This window comes from Solibacillus silvestris, assembly GCF_051967575.1.
Classification (GTDB): Bacteria; Bacillota; Bacilli; order Bacillales_A; family Planococcaceae; genus Solibacillus; species Solibacillus silvestris_B.
Genome location: NZ_JBQCJW010000032.1, coordinates 1 through 14,763, shown reverse-complemented (window position 1 = coordinate 14,763; position 14,763 = coordinate 1). Strand labels below are relative to the sequence as shown.

The window sequence follows — 14,763 nt, the reverse complement described above, 5'->3', positions numbered from 1 at the left end:
ATCTTATTGCTCATTTAATATACGCTGCAATAATTGCTGATTTTTAGAGCTTTCATACACCGACATAATTTTTTTCCGGAAAGCACTTGTTTCTACATCTTTTACAACTTGCATCCCCTGTTCTTCAAGCCCCTCAAGCGCTTTTTTTTCCAAGTCGATAACAAGCTGGCGTTCATATGCGCCGATTTTTTCTCCTTCTTCCACGACAATTTGGCGCAGATCTTCAGGTAAGCGATCATATGCATGCTCACTTAGCATAAATAATGCGGATGAGTACGCATGCCCAGTTAACGTCATATATTTTTGATTTGCATCATACAGTTTGTAGCTGTCAATTACTAAAATCGGATTTTCCTGGCCATCGACAACACCTGATTGCAGCGCAGTCAATGCTTCTGTCCAAGCCATTGGGGAAGGTTTGACACCGAGCTTGTCAAATGCGGATATAAATACTTTATTTTCTTGTACACGCAAAGAAAGCCCTTTTAAGTCAGCCGGTGTTTCGATAGGTCTCACGCTGTTTGTTACATGACGGAAGCCATTTTCTCCCCATGATAAACCGACAATCCCAATTTCACGCAATTGCTCAAACAGCTCATCCCCGATTTCCCCTTCCAAAATATTCACCGCTGCTTCTCTGTCATTAAATAGAAATGGTAAATCAAGCACAGCAAAATCTGACACGAAGTTCATAACCGGGCCAGAAGTGGAAACAACGACATCAACAGAACCAAGCATCAATCCTTCTATTAACTCACGCTCTGCACCAAGCTGACTAAGCGGAAATGTTTCGATAATTACACGACCGTCCGTACGTTCCTCCACACGCTGTTTCAACTGTTGCATCGCTAACTCAAACGGATGATCTGCGGCGAGGGAATGCCCTGCATATAGCACGTATTGCTCTTTTTCATTTGAATTGGAGCAAGCTGACATAAAAACAACGCTCATGACGAGGCTGATTAAGAAAACAGTTTTTTTCATCTATTTCTACTCCTAGTCAACAAATATTTTGCCTGGATTTAAAATGTTATTCGGATCAAGCGCCCGCTTTATTTCTTTCATCCAGTTATACGCTAAGCCATGCTCCCGTTGCTGATACTTTGCTTTGCCGATACCGACACCATGCTCACCTGTGCAAGTCCCCCCCAGCGCTAATGCATATTCGACAACATGCTCATTAAGTTCTTTTGCCCTGGCGATTTCCTGTGGATTTTTCATATCGATCATAAGTAAAATATGATAGTTTCCATCACCGACATGTCCTACAATGCCTGCATCAATATTCAGGCTTTCAATTTTTGCCCGCGAATTATCGATCGCTTCCGGCAATGAATTAATCGGGACAACAACATCCGTGCTCATTAACCGTTTTCGCGGTGCCGAATGGATGTATGTGTATGCTAAATTGTGGCGCAGCTCCCATAGCTGATTGCGTGCGCGTTCATCTTGCTCAAATGCTAGCTCAATACAGCCATTGTCGTTTAATAGCTCGGTAGCGAAAATGATATCTGACTGTAATCCAGTTTCATTGCCATGGAATTCCAAAAATAATGTCGGCATTTCGGCGAAGCTTGTTCCGGATGCATGATTTACTTGTTCAATGCTGCGTTTATCGACAAGTTCAATTCGTGCCATCGGGATGCCTGCTTGCTTTAAAGCAACTACTGAATCAACTGCTTGCTGTACGGTAGTAAATGTCGCACGTCCGGCAACAATTTTTTCGGGTATACCGTATACACGCAATGTCAACTCTGTAATGACACCTAATGTCCCTTCTGAACCGACCATAAGCCCGTTTAAATGATAGCCAGATGATGACTTTGCCGCCAAACCGCCTGTATGTATAATGTCACCATTTGCCAATACCACTTCTAAATCACGTACTTGATCGCGCATAATGCCGTAACGAACAGAAGTTGTGCCACTCGCATTAGTAGCAGCCATACCTCCCAATGTAGCATCTGCACCTGGATCGACTGAAAAAAATAAACCGTACTTTTTCAGCTCTTTATTTAACCGACTGCGTGTTACGCCTGGTTGGACCTTTACTAGAAAATCTTCCGGGCGAACTTCAATGATGCTATTCATTAATGATAAATCAAGGGAAATCCCTCCATTGTATGGAATGACATGTCCCTCAAGGCTCGTGCCAAGACCGAATGGCACAACCGGTATATGACGCTCGTTTGCAAAAGCTACCACTTTACTTGCTTCTTCTGATGACTTGGGAAATACGACAACATCCGGTAAATGTGGCTCATGATAAGATTCGTCTTTCCCGTGCTGCTCGAGCAAAACTTCATTTGTTGTCACTTGCCCATTTGGCAATAATTCCTGTAATTGATTAATATAGTTCATTATTTTTCCTCCTTACTGTTGAGGGTTAGACCTTTTAATTTTCTGGTCCAACCAATACTTAATATTTAGAATATATTTATTTTTCGGAAAATACAATTTATTTATTTTTAAAAAATAAAATAATTATTAAAAAATGCGGGTTAAAGCCTTTTTAACAGAGAACAGCGAATAAAAAAAGAGCCAACTTCCACACATAGTCAGCTCTTTTACTCATAGATTATTTAATTCCTTTTAACTGGATATCAATTTTTTCCGGTTCAATGCCGAAATGATGCAAAAAAACTTCAGAAATATTTTTTTGCAGCTTGTGTAAATTATGTGCTACATCATAGTGGACAGGAGATTTTAAATAAAGGTTAAGTCGCATTTGAGGAATTCCTTCTATTTGCAAGTTTGCCACTTCAAATTTTGCGAGCATTTCATGCTGCTGCAATACATGGTCTAACACACTTAAATAAACAGGGCGTGCGATGTACACACTATTTTGATGAAAATCAGGCTGCACAATCGTCGTTTCCCCTAACTTTACTTGATTTGTTGAAAAAATTTCTTTCCCGCGCTGAATAAGCCGTTTGAAGAAGTTTTGCTCTACTTGGCGATATGGCACAGGCATAACATGTTTGCCCTGCACTTCCCGCACATACTTGGCCATTCGAATTTCTTTTTCCGACCGAATGTTCTGGACATAATAAAAATGATGAATTTCCCCGAACTGCAAACGTGTTGCTATTCTTTTGGTCATTTTATCAGACGTGCCTATAATTAATATTGATTCCACTTCATGTGATTTTATAGCCTGCAAAACCTCCTCTTTATGTACTTCATCCTCAAAAATAGCACAACGCACAGCTTTCAATGTATTTTTCTCAAATTTTGCAGATGTCCCGGCCGCTTTTTCCCCATTGATGATGAGTAAACCATCATCAATGATCGCCTGGATTTCATAGTCATGCGCAAATTGCAATGCGCTTGTGCTTTTACCTGTTCCACTCGGTCCGCTTAGCGAATAGATTTTCATAGTCATTTCCCCTTTGCCGGAGTATAAATTCGCTACTCCATTTCACTTTAACGCTCTCGTGCAATGAATTATCTCTGTTTTCTGATTTCATCCCCATTATACGTGATGTGTGTGATAAAATGGGGCATACATTTGAAAGTTTTAAGGAGTGTTACATATTGAATATCCAACCGTCTGAAAAAATGTCATTATTTGCTCCTGCAATATTTGGCGATTTAAAAAAGCATGCGAAGCTTCAACAGCAAAAAGGAATGGAATTAATCGATTTAAGTTTAGGTAGCCCAGATATTCCGCCAGCAGAAAATTTGCGCAGAAAAATGTCGGAACTTACAGCACTTTCCTCTTCATATGGCTATACATTATCGGGTATTCAAACATTTAATGAGGCGGTTTGTCGCTATTATAAGCGCGTAAACAGTGTGACGCTAAATCCGGATACTGAAGTGGTGCAAACAATCGGCTCACAGGAGGGGTTAGTCCATTTACCTGTCGCTTTTTGTAATCCGGGAGATATCGTGTTAACGACAAACCCGGCCTATGTTGCCTATGATGCGGGAATACACCTTGCTGGCGCAACCCCATATTATATGCCATTGACGGCGGAAAACAATTACTTGCCGGATATAAAGGCTGTTCCTGAAGAAATATGCCAAAAAGCAAAATTGCTTATACTGAATTTACCGGGCAATCCAGTCCCGGCCATGCCATCTCTTGAATATTTTGAAGAAGTTGTCGCATTTGCCAAAAAGCATAATATTATTGTACTGCATGATGCTGCTTATTCAGAATTTTACTTCAAGGGCGATGCTCCAATCAGCTTTCTTGCAACACCCGGCGCAAAGGAAGTCGGCTTGGAGATCAATTCCTTGTCAAAAAGCTTCAGCCTAGCTGGGACACGAATTGCCTACATCGTTGGAAATGCCAAACTAGTAGAAGTGATGAAGCAATTAAAGTCTAATTTGGATTTTGGTATTTTTGAACCAATTCAACAAGTGGCGGCATTAGCATTGGACAATGCAGAAGAAGTTACGAATGAGCTGCGGAAAACCTTTTCAGAGCGTCATAAAACTTTAATGGAAGGCTTAATTTCAATAGGCTGGGAAGTCGCTCCAAGTGATGGCGGGATGTTCGTATGGGCAAAATATCCGTATGATGTAAAATGTATTGACTTTGCATATAAAGCAATCGAACAAACAGGTGTCGTTATGGTTCCTGGCACAGTGTTTGGAACTGCTGGAGAAGGCTATATGCGCTTAGCATTAGTACAACCCGTCGAACTGCTTCAAAAAGCTGTGGAAAGGCTTAATAAAATAGCACTATAGAAGAAATAAGGCTTTGCTGAATAAGATGTTTCAGCAAAGCCTTATTATTACTCCATACGATAAGAAATGATGCCGACTTCTTCAATTTCCGTGCCATCCAGAAAAACGACTGTTGTCTGGAAGATGAGCCGTTCATCTGCTTCGCACATCCAACGCTCGTCAGGTATAAGCTCGAACGGCACAATTTCAGCCTCTTTTGATCGAATGCTGCCGACAAGCTCAAATGAATGCTTGGCAACAATAGACAATTCCCGACCTGCCTGCTCACATAAAACTTTCAGAGAAATATAATCGATCTTATCTTCTTCATCATCTGAAAGTGTCGTAATGTAAACGGAACCATTTAGGGAATCGCCTTCCACAAGCTCTGTTTTTTCAATGACTGTTTCTACCCTTACTCCATTTTCCTCTACTGACGTCAACCATTTGCTTAACATAAAAACTCCCCCAATTAATATGGAATCAACCGAATGATTTTAAAAAAGGGTGCGTGCCCGAAATGTTTTCCGGACAGCCCCTTGTTCTTCACTATAATTCCTCATACAAATTTGAATCATCTGTTTGGAAGCGATTGTAACGCTCTTTAAAAATTCGATAAGTATGTGTGATAAGAACTTTAATTAATGCATAGCCGGGAATACCTAAAACAACGCCCGGAACTCCAAATAAAGCACCGGATGTCAGCAATACAAAAATAATCGTAATCGGATGGATACTTAATGATTTACCCATAATCTGAGGAGAAATAAACTTCCCTTCGATTAATTGCACAATTGTCCATACAAAAATCAGCTTTACGATGAGCCATGGCGGATTGACAATCGCGATAATCGCTGCAGGCGTCGCAGCAATTGCCGGTCCCAAATACGGGACAACACTTGTAATCATTGCAAGGAAGCCAAGCAATAATGCGTATGGCATACCGATAATTAAAAAGCCGATCGTCATCATGACACCGATGCAAAATGATACTAAAATCTGCCCTTGTATGTAGGAGCTGATCTGCTTGTCCATATCATGCAGTACGTCGCCAATACGTTCACGCATTCGCGGCGGGAAAAGACGCAAAATGAAGCGCGGCATTTTATCGCCTTCGTATAGTAAATAAAATGTAATGAACGGAACGATGACGATTGATAAAACAATGCCTGTCACAGTTGTCACAAATCCTGTAATACCAGATGCCACACTTGAAGCGACACTCGATAATGTATCTTTTACTGTATTAATAAAATCATCTGTGAAATCCGTCAAAATCTGATTGTAGTCAAAGTTTATCTTCTCAAAAAACTCGTTGAAATGAGAGTTGTTCAAAAAGGCCAATAAATCATTCGCGAGACCCATTAAAACAACGGGGAATTCCTGAGCCAGATTTGTAAATTGGTCACGCAAAAACGGGAATACAAGCACGATAAGTAATGTTAACAGCGCGAGAACGACAATGTATAAAATCAAAATGCCTAAAGCGCGGGGCACTTTCCATCTTACCAACAGCTTCAATGGCGGACGCAACAAATAATATAATATGACGCCAAGTACACCGGGCAAAATAATCACTTCAAATAATACATGCAGCGGTTCGAAAATAAATGAAATTTTATCGTACACATATACAACACAGCCAACTAATAAGATGATCCCTAACAAGAATAATAAATTTTTACCGCCTAAAAAGCGTATAAATTTAGATGAGAAAAAATTGGATTTTTCCTGCGGTAATGGGTTATTTCTATTCACTTCTTTTTCTTTCTCCAAAAGACCACCCCAACATATCGACAAAATTTACTATATGCTCTATTTTAGCATGAATTTGCGGTAGACATATAATGCTTACTCGTTTAAATTCAAAAAATCATGCAATAATTGTGAATTTTCCGCCGTATCGATTTCCAATACCTCACCAGCATGTTGATACTTGCCGATCGTGTATGTTCCTTCAGCAGGGATTGTCATTTTCTCAACATTCATACTCCCGCCTGCAACAGCTTTTAAAACAGTAGCTAATTGGTCTTTGCTTGATAAGTCCGTTGTAATATATCCCTGTGTTGCACCGATGAATTTTGGCATATTCGCCGCATTTTTCGGAGATAATAATTCGTTCTTCAAAGCTTCGATTACTTTTTGCTGGCGTGCAACCCGTCCAAAATCCCCTTCCGCGTCTGAACGGAAACGAGCATAACCGAGCAATTCCTTTCCATTTAGTTTATGGACACCTTTTTTCAGTTCAACATAGATCGCCCCGCCCATGTCCTTTTCAACATCCATTTCGATTCCATTTGGCGCCAAAATGTCGATTAATGTTTCAAAGCTTCTGAAATCAATCATCGCATAATGATGGATGGAAATATCGAACATATTATTCAATGTTTTTTGAAGCAATGGCACCCCGCCTAAATAATAGGCAGTATTTAATTTATATGATTGATAACCAGGGATTTCCGCATAAATATCTCGCATGAATGACACGAGCTTCATATCGTTCGTGTCACGATTCCACGACAGAAGCATCATCGTATCCGAACGCGACTTTTCTTCGCCTCTACTATCGACCCCTAAAATTAAATAGTTTTCAATCGTCGGGTGATCATCGTCTGGTTCAAAGTTTTCTACAGGAATTTTTGTTTCGCTTGCTAAATCGAGACCGCTTTTATATTGTACATAGCTGTAGCCGACTAAACTAACTATAATAACAAGCAACAACATAAAAATTAGCCGACCTTTTCGAATTCTCCTCTTTTTGTACCGGGTTTGACGTACGTGTTCTTCCATTCCTACAACTTCCTTTCTATTTACGTGAAGTTTAGACGTTTTTGAATAATTTTAGTTGCGAATTTTCCTTTAGTATACCATTTAAAATTCTCTATCAACATGTTCAAATCAATTGTAAACATTGAATGTCTTTCATATACATGATAGAATACTTCATATTTAAAGGCAGCTAAGGAGTGTAGCAAAATGGAAAAGGCAACATTTGCGGGTGGATGTTTTTGGTGTATGGTCAAACCGTTTGATCAGTGGGCAGGAATTGAGAAAGTAACAAGTGGCTATATGGGCGGGCATGTGGAATACCCTACATATGAAGATGTGAAGCGCGGAGATTCTGGTCATGTCGAAGTCGTTGAAATCGAATTCGATCCAGACATTTTCAGTTATGAGAAACTACTGGAAATTTATTGGATGCAAATTGATCCTACTGATGCAGGCGGACAGTTCCATGATCGTGGTGAATCGTACAGAACCGTTATTTTTGCACATGGTGATGTTCAGCATAAGGCAGCATTGGAATCAAAGCAAAAATTAGCAGAAAGCGGCCGTTTTAAAAAGCCGATCGTAACGGAAATTCAGCAAGCTACTACATTTTGGCCAGCTGAAGACTATCATCAAGATTATTACAAAAAAGAAGAAAACCACTATAAAGAAGACCGTGCCAAGTCAGGACGGGATGAATTTCTGCATGCGCATTGGGACGAAAAGGAACAGTCTTAAACTAAAAAAAAAAGAAGGTCGTACTATTCGCTAATTCGAATAATACGACTTTTTATTTACATAAATATTTCATTGAATGCTTTGTATATAAATTTTTTGTAGATCGTTTCCGGAAAATCCTCCACCCCGTTTTTCGCGAAAATAATATCGCGCTTTGCTGCGACTTGATCATTTTCATAATAATAAGCCAGCGCCCGCACTGCAAAAAAGCGATAATATTTTGCTAAGTCAATCGGATGGTGCAAATAGCTTGGGATTGTTAAAGAGGCACCAATTTGAATGACGTTCGTATAGTGCTTTAATTTAAATTCCGCGTACATTTCCTCACCGATAAATATCGGATTTTTAAATAAAAACAAATAACCGTGCAGTTTCATTTTGTAATACTGGATCTCGGGAATAATTTGCTCATATTGCTTTTCCACATTATTTAAATAGTGAAGCTTACTATATAAATATTGGATGGAAATCGTAGGGTCTTCGGCAAATTCCGATAAAAGCATCAATTTTTCTATGTATTCCTTACTTTTTTCATAATCTTCATTCGCAATCGATTGAATAAACAGTAAATGATAAAAGCGGTCCATCCGGTAAAATATTTGCTTCTTTTTTGCCATTTCAAGTGCTTTTTGTAAATAAAGTTCGGACATTTTCACATCATCGACCGCCGAATACGAAATCGTTAAATTATAAAATAAATCGAGCCTTACCATCGGATCGATCATTAGCTCATAAGGGGCGATCCTTTCTTCGCCTTGCTTTAAGATGGCTAATGTTTCATTATAATTGCGTTGTTCTATTGCTGCTTGGCAAAGATAAAAATAACAGCGCAGCATCCGGCTATATGCATGAATTTCTTCATATTGATCGATGAATTTCCAGTATTCGTCGAGTGACTTTGCTTTATTGATTGTGCGGTTCATCAAGAAATACACTTCTCTTAAGCGAATTTGTTCATAGTTCGTTCCTTGGATTTCAGATAAATACGGTTCAATTTTTTCAATCATTTTAATTGTCAGTGATTGGAGTTCGTCTGGGTCGCGTATGAGCCTTCTGCGTTCCACATCTTCTTCGATATCAGTATATAAATTTCGAAGCATTGTGAGTGTCCCATCATCGAGTAGATAGCTTACTTCCACATTGAGTTGCTTTGCGATAAAACGAAGACTTTCCATCGAAGGTTGTGCTTTGCCATTTTCTATTAAACTTAACATGCCTTTCGTTAAACGTGCTCCTACTACTTCGGTTTGCGTTAATTTCTTTTCTTTTCTCAGCTTTTTGATGCGCTCTCCTAAAATACTCAATTTTTCACCTACACTTCTTAACTGAATATTCTAATTAAACTATGAATACAACTTTTTTACAATATCTTAACTTAAAGTTTAATAATTTAAACTTCAGAAAACTAAAAAAAGCATGCCCTGCATAAAGCAAAGCATACATATAATTTTTTGAAATAGTAATATTTACTAGTAAAACAATTAAAATAAGTTAAATTTCCTTTACAAAAAAATAGGATTGTTTAATAGCCTTTAAAAAATGTTTAGCGAATGACATTTTTTATTTCAATCTTTGTTAAAGATATATTATGAATTTGCAATAATGGCATCAATGAAAGTTTTTCCGTACTTCTCAAGCTTATTTTCCCCGACACCGCTCACTTCCAAAAATTGTGTACTATTTCTAGGTTTTCTTACGCACATTTCCTTTAATGATTTATCGGAAAATACTACGAATGGCGGGACTTTCTCACGGTCCGCAATCTCTTTCCGAATTTTACGGAGGATTTCAAATAACGGATCATTTGGTTCTACCGTCGATTCAATAATGCGTGCTTCTTTCCGGTACACTTTTTTTTTGCCTAAAAGCACTTCTTTGCCCAAATCGGAAATCGAAATCGTCGGGAATTGCCCGTTATTGACGACAATTAGCTTTTCTGAAATTAAAAATTCGATGAAATTCGCAATTTCCTTTGCATTCATCATACGCAAAATTCCATATGTCGGGAGTTTGTGGAAATTGAATTCCAGCACTTTTTTGCTGCGTGATCCAGCCAGCACAGATGCAGTCAATTGCTTCCCGAATTTTTGCCCCATCCTGACGATACAGGATAATACTTTTTGCGCTTCTGTTGTGACATCTTGTTGAGGTCGATTGTCCGTGCAGTTTGCGCACTTGCCGCACCTTTCTTCTACCCGGTCCCCGAAATATTCTATAATATAGCTTTGCAAGCATCGCTCAGTATGGCAATAGTCGATCATAGCATGGAGCTTTGATAGTTCAAGAGGGATACGCGAACGATCCTGTGCCTGGTCTATTAAAAAGCGCTGTGTTTGTTCATCGGAAGAGCTGTAAAGTAAAATACATTTACTTTCTAACCCGTCGCGCCCTGCACGCCCTGCTTCTTGATAATAGCTTTCCATATTCCGCGGCATATTATAATGCAGCACATAGCGAACATTCGTTTTATTGATTCCCATTCCAAATGCGTTTGTTGCAACCATAATTTGAACTTCATCGTTTAAAAAGCGATTCTGCTCATATGTACGGTCTTCCTCAAACATGCCGCCATGGTATTTTGCAACTGCAAATCCTGCTTTATTTAGCATTTCGTATAAGGATTCAACTGACTTACGAGTGGCTGCATATATAATCCCCGCCTCGTTTGCATTTGCCTTTATATATTTTTTTATATACGCCTCTTTATTTTCCCCTAGCAGGACAGAAAACGTTAAATTTTCGCGCGCAAATCCTGTGACAAATATATTTTGCCCTTCAATCGATAAAAGCTGTTGAATATCCGAGCTCACTTCTTCGGTTGCTGTTGCTGTCAATGCGATTACAGTCGGTTTTACTTCCCATAGGTGAAGCAGTTGTTGAATGGAACGATAGCTCGGACGAAAATCATGCCCCCATTGTGAAATACAATGTGCTTCATCGATTGCGAGAAGCGGGACACGTATTTGCGCAAGTTCCATACAGAAACGCTCATTATCCAAACGTTCCGGTGCAATATACAATAGCTTTACCTTCCCGCTTCGCACACCATACATCACATTTTGCACTTCATCATAACTAAGTGAACTATTAATGAAAGCCGCTTGTATGCCGCTGGAAACAAGCATATCTACCTGATCTTTCATAAGTGATATTAGTGGTGATATGACAACAGTCGTTCCATCGAGGCAAAGTGCTGGAATCTGGTAACAAAGGGATTTCCCGCCGCCTGTTGGCATAATGACCAATGTATCTTTTTGCTGCAATACATTTTCGATAATTTGTGATTGCCCTTTTCTGAATGAATTATAGCCAAAATAAGTTTTTAAATGTGTAATTGCTTGTTGTATCATAGCGCCTCCATAAATAAATCTATAGTTCTATTATACATATTCTCATATTAAAAAACGACATGGTTTAGTTTACATAATCTTATTATGTTATATGAAATACGCTTCGTTATTTTAAGTAAATCGTATTTTACTGGAAAAACATAGCTTTTTGTTGAAAATTTCTTTTTGGTCTGCTAATTGCTTAGTAGCTTTATATTATTTAAAATTTTCTTTATATAGTGTCGGATAATATGTAATGAAATAAAAAAGAATTGCCTTTCAACAATTCTTTTTCATTTTTTGAATGTAGCAATAATATAATTTTCATTTTTCGTTTTCGTGCAACCGTTCAATACGAGGTGATTATCTGTAACAGCAATTGAAACACATGAAAATTGTGCAGATCCGTTTTTTACAGCTATTCCCCGTTCCTCTCGCTCAAGTTGCCATATAATTTCGCCTGCTGTTAGTTTAATTGCGGGGATATGTGCATTTAAAAACATCTGCAGAGCCGGCACTGATTTGAATGTTGTTTCTTCTGTCAAGTGTATATGCGGAATTTTTTGTTGCTGCACAAGTTCAGCCGACAAAAAATTCGCTCCGATCACTTTAAATTGGCCTTTCTCATTAATAAATGTCAGCCGGACGTCTTTCTTCTCTCCGTCAACCCCATTCACAAAATAATAGACTCCCTCTTTTCTTGCTTCCTTTATTTGAAATCCATCGATACTCTTCTTCATATATTGGAGTTCGTGCAGTACATCATCAGAGCTAATAATAGCTGTTACCGCCTTTTCATTTTGGTCGCGGATATATGCATTTAACCGCTCGACGAAGTTCATTGCGGCCGCCTTCAATTCATCGATATTATATGTAAAAGTATTTTTGCCGTAGTAAGTGGTAAAATTATCGATTCGCTGTACTTCTCTATTCTGCAAAAGCTGCTTGTTTTTTTGTAGACGTTTCTGCCAGTCTATCTTTTCTGTCATTGCTTCATTTAGAAGTGCCTCGATATTTTGCTGTGAAGCGATTATTTCCTTGCCATTATGCACCGTTTTAAATGTGGAAATTGTCTCTATCTCATAGTTCAAACTGTTTCGAATATGGACAACCGCTATATTATGGGCCACATCTATCGCATATGTTTCACCTAATGTGAGCAGTTCATCTTGAACGAGCGAATATGGATGATTTGCAATATGTTCGGCGTTTACTAAAATCCATTTCTCCCGGTCCCGTTGTTCAATCACATAACCAATTGTACTTGTTGCCGTCGAATGAATCGAAACTTTACCTTCCAGTATTGGCATCTCTTCTTTATTTTCGGAAGGTATTGCTTGTGCCACCCATTTACTGTCGTTCGGCTCATTCGAGCATGCCGCTAATAGTAATATTACAAATAGTAAGTAGTATTTCCGCATAGGAATCTCCTTTACAATAATAAGATTATGTAAACTGAATGCGATTTTATATGATAAGCATCGCATAAATAAAAAGAAGCGGCTGAATTTTTTCAGACACTTCTTCCATTATACTCATTTCTTTTGTTTTTGCATTACGAAAATAGTCAGAAGCATTAAGGCAAACAGTAAGCCATGCTAGTTGAACGATCGGCATTAATGTCAAAACAGACCTTGCCTGTAATAACGGCATCCCCTGCTCCAGCGCAATACGCAATAAATGTCAGCCAAGTTGACAAACCGAAACTACGGTAAAATATAATTTCGAAAGTCTGAAAGCTAAAAGAGTTTTGCGCTAGGCGGTTTCATGTATTTTCCGAATCACTGTTATTTAATTTAGCAAGAAGACATGCTATAATAGAAACATTGTGTGCAAAAGAGAATTCTCTTTTTTAAGCAATCGAAAATACAAAGAAACAATTCAAGGAGGTACTTGCATGATTCAAGTATCAGGTGTAGGTCTACGTTATGGTGACCGTAAATTATTTGACGATGTAAATATTAAATTCACTCCAGGTAACTGTTATGGTCTTATTGGAGCAAACGGTGCTGGTAAATCAACATTCTTAAAAATCTTATCTGGTGATATCGAGGCACAGGAAGGCCACGTATCAATGGGTAAAGATGAGCGTCTTTCAGTATTAAAGCAAAATCACTTCGAATACGATGAATTCAACGTATTAGACACGGTTGTAATGGGTAATAAACGTCTTTGGGAAGTAAAAGCAGAAAAAGACGCAATCTACATGAAACCGGAAATGACAGACGAAGATGGTATGCGCGCAGCTGAACTAGAAGGCGAATTTGCTGACATGAACGGTTGGGAAGCGGAATCTGATGCTGCCACTCTTTTAAACGGTCTAGGTATCGGCGATGACTTGCATTATATGATGATGGCTGACTTAGAAGGTTCTGACAAAGTAAAAGTTTTACTAGCGCAAGCTTTATTCGGTAAGCCGGACGTATTACTACTGGATGAGCCTACAAACCACTTGGACTTAAAAGCGATTAAATGGCTGGAAGAGTTTTTAATTAACTTTGAAAACACAGTAATCGTTGTATCCCATGACCGTCACTTCTTAAATAAAGTATGTACACATATCGCTGACTTAGACTTCGGTAAAATCCAGCTTTATGTTGGTAACTACGATTTCTGGTATGAGTCAAGTCAATTAGCGCAAAAAATGATGGCAGACCAAAACAAGAAAAAAGAAGAGAAAATTAAAGAATTAAAAGAATTCGTTGCACGTTTCTCTGCAAATGCATCGAAATCTTCTCAAGCAACGTCTCGTAAAAAAATGCTTGATAAGATTGAGCTGGATGACATCCGTCCTTCAAGCCGTAAGTACCCGTTCATCAACTTCCAAGCTGGTCGTGAAATCGGGAATGACGTATTAACAGTTGATGGCTTAACAGCTTCACAAGATGGCGAAACATTATTCAAAGACATCCGTTTCTCAATGAACAAAGAAGATAAAATTATCCTTTTAGGTTCACCAAATGCAAAATCTGCATTTATGGATATTTTAATGGGTCGTAAACAAGCAGATGCCGGTACGTATAAATGGGGTGTCACAACATCTCAAAGCTACTTCGAAATGGATCATGACCAATACTTTGGCGGTAACGAAAAGTCATTAGTTGAATGGTTACGCCCTTATTCTCCGGAAGATGAAACTGAATCGTTCCTACGTGGTTTCTTAGGCCGTATGCCCCCTCTGTTAGGATAGATGTCGTACCGAGCTAACGTGATATGATTAAGTAAAATACACGGAGGTCGAGACGAA

General features: G+C 38.7%; 12 protein-coding genes and 1 pseudogene. 3 read left to right on the top strand and 10 right to left on the bottom strand.

Features of this window, described 5'->3' with window-relative positions; all coding sequences use genetic code 11:
* Positions 1 to 3: 3 nt before the first annotated feature.
* From ACTHOQ_RS15495 to ACTHOQ_RS15485, 3 genes are all read right to left on the bottom strand, one after another.
* Positions 4 to 984, bottom strand: a complete 981-nt coding sequence (locus ACTHOQ_RS15495) for a TRAP transporter substrate-binding protein (protein ID WP_440497053.1) — start codon at positions 982 to 984, stop codon at positions 4 to 6.
* A 12-nt stretch (positions 985 to 996) separates the two neighbouring features.
* Complete coding sequence (locus tag ACTHOQ_RS15490) at positions 997 to 2,361, bottom strand: FAD-binding oxidoreductase (protein ID WP_440497052.1); 1,365 nt, start codon at positions 2,359 to 2,361, stop codon at positions 997 to 999.
* 217 nt (positions 2,362 to 2,578) lie between these two features.
* Positions 2,579 to 3,379 carry a hypothetical protein gene (locus ACTHOQ_RS15485; RefSeq protein ID WP_440497051.1) on the bottom strand — a complete coding sequence of 267 codons (801 nt, stop codon included), beginning with the start codon at positions 3,377 to 3,379 and terminating at the stop codon, positions 2,579 to 2,581.
* Positions 3,380 to 3,537: 158 nt separating this feature from the next.
* Between ACTHOQ_RS15485 and ACTHOQ_RS15480 the strand changes: the two genes are divergently transcribed.
* Complete coding sequence (locus tag ACTHOQ_RS15480; RefSeq protein ID WP_440497050.1) at positions 3,538 to 4,701, top strand: aminotransferase class I/II-fold pyridoxal phosphate-dependent enzyme; 1,164 nt, start codon at positions 3,538 to 3,540, stop codon at positions 4,699 to 4,701.
* 47 nt (positions 4,702 to 4,748) lie between these two features.
* On the opposite strand, the gene ACTHOQ_RS15475 is transcribed toward ACTHOQ_RS15480, so the two are convergent.
* The 3 genes from ACTHOQ_RS15475 to ACTHOQ_RS15465 all read right to left on the bottom strand — a co-directional run bounded on the left by ACTHOQ_RS15475 (position 4,749) and on the right by ACTHOQ_RS15465 (position 7,470).
* On the bottom strand, positions 4,749 to 5,138 hold the full coding sequence (locus tag ACTHOQ_RS15475) for a ubiquitin family protein (RefSeq protein ID WP_440497049.1): 390 nt from the start codon (positions 5,136 to 5,138) through the stop codon (positions 4,749 to 4,751).
* Positions 5,139 to 5,229: 91 nt separating this feature from the next.
* Positions 5,230 to 6,456 (bottom strand): AI-2E family transporter, encoded by a 1,227-nt coding sequence (locus ACTHOQ_RS15470; RefSeq protein ID WP_440497048.1) that lies wholly within the window; start codon positions 6,454 to 6,456, stop codon positions 5,230 to 5,232.
* Positions 6,457 to 6,531: 75 nt separating this feature from the next.
* A complete protein-coding gene (locus ACTHOQ_RS15465; RefSeq protein ID WP_440497047.1) occupies positions 6,532 to 7,470 on the bottom strand; it encodes an LCP family protein in 939 nt (312 codons plus the stop codon).
* 186 nt (positions 7,471 to 7,656) lie between these two features.
* On the opposite strand from ACTHOQ_RS15465, the gene msrA reads away from it, so the two are divergent.
* Entirely contained in the window at positions 7,657 to 8,187 is a 531-nt protein-coding gene (gene msrA / locus ACTHOQ_RS15460) for a peptide-methionine (S)-S-oxide reductase MsrA (RefSeq protein WP_440497046.1), read from the top strand.
* A gap of 56 nt (positions 8,188 to 8,243) precedes the next feature.
* Here msrA and ACTHOQ_RS15455 read toward each other — a convergent pair whose 3' ends face one another.
* The 4 genes from ACTHOQ_RS15455 to ACTHOQ_RS15440 all read right to left on the bottom strand — a co-directional run bounded on the left by ACTHOQ_RS15455 (position 8,244) and on the right by ACTHOQ_RS15440 (position 13,169).
* A complete protein-coding gene (locus ACTHOQ_RS15455; protein ID WP_440497045.1) occupies positions 8,244 to 9,491 on the bottom strand; it encodes a helix-turn-helix domain-containing protein in 1,248 nt (415 codons plus the stop codon).
* Between the two features lie 282 nt (positions 9,492 to 9,773).
* On the bottom strand, positions 9,774 to 11,537 hold the full coding sequence (gene recQ, locus ACTHOQ_RS15450; RefSeq protein WP_440497044.1) for a DNA helicase RecQ: 1,764 nt from the start codon (positions 11,535 to 11,537) through the stop codon (positions 9,774 to 9,776).
* Between the two features lie 272 nt (positions 11,538 to 11,809).
* Positions 11,810 to 12,937 (bottom strand): hypothetical protein, encoded by a 1,128-nt coding sequence (locus ACTHOQ_RS15445; RefSeq protein WP_440497043.1) that lies wholly within the window; start codon positions 12,935 to 12,937, stop codon positions 11,810 to 11,812.
* A gap of 46 nt (positions 12,938 to 12,983) precedes the next feature.
* Positions 12,984 to 13,169, bottom strand: a complete 186-nt coding sequence (locus tag ACTHOQ_RS15440; protein WP_440497042.1) for a hypothetical protein — start codon at positions 13,167 to 13,169, stop codon at positions 12,984 to 12,986.
* A gap of 244 nt (positions 13,170 to 13,413) precedes the next feature.
* On the opposite strand from ACTHOQ_RS15440, the pseudogene ACTHOQ_RS15435 reads away from it, so the two are divergent.
* Positions 13,414 to 14,688, top strand: a pseudogene (locus ACTHOQ_RS15435) (ABC-F family ATP-binding cassette domain-containing protein); the annotation flags it as partial.
* Positions 14,689 to 14,763 lie beyond the last annotated feature (75 nt).

Coding starts and splice junctions, on each gene's coding strand:
- ACTHOQ_RS15490 (WP_440497052.1), bottom strand. CDS start 2,361: ATGAACTATATTAATCAATTACAGGAATTATTGCCAAATGGGCAAGTG.
- ACTHOQ_RS15495 (WP_440497053.1), bottom strand. CDS start 984: ATGAAAAAAACTGTTTTCTTAATCAGCCTCGTCATGAGCGTTGTTTTT.
- msrA (WP_440497046.1), top strand. CDS start 7,657: ATGGAAAAGGCAACATTTGCGGGTGGATGTTTTTGGTGTATGGTCAAA.
- recQ (WP_440497044.1), bottom strand. CDS start 11,537: ATGATACAACAAGCAATTACACATTTAAAAACTTATTTTGGCTATAAT.
- ACTHOQ_RS15445 (WP_440497043.1), bottom strand. CDS start 12,937: ATGCGGAAATACTACTTACTATTTGTAATATTACTATTAGCGGCATGC.
- ACTHOQ_RS15485 (WP_440497051.1), bottom strand. CDS start 3,379: ATGAAAATCTATTCGCTAAGCGGACCGAGTGGAACAGGTAAAAGCACA.
- ACTHOQ_RS15475 (WP_440497049.1), bottom strand. CDS start 5,138: ATGTTAAGCAAATGGTTGACGTCAGTAGAGGAAAATGGAGTAAGGGTA.
- ACTHOQ_RS15465 (WP_440497047.1), bottom strand. CDS start 7,470: ATGGAAGAACACGTACGTCAAACCCGGTACAAAAAGAGGAGAATTCGA.
- ACTHOQ_RS15440 (WP_440497042.1), bottom strand. CDS start 13,169: ATGCCGTTATTACAGGCAAGGTCTGTTTTGACATTAATGCCGATCGTT.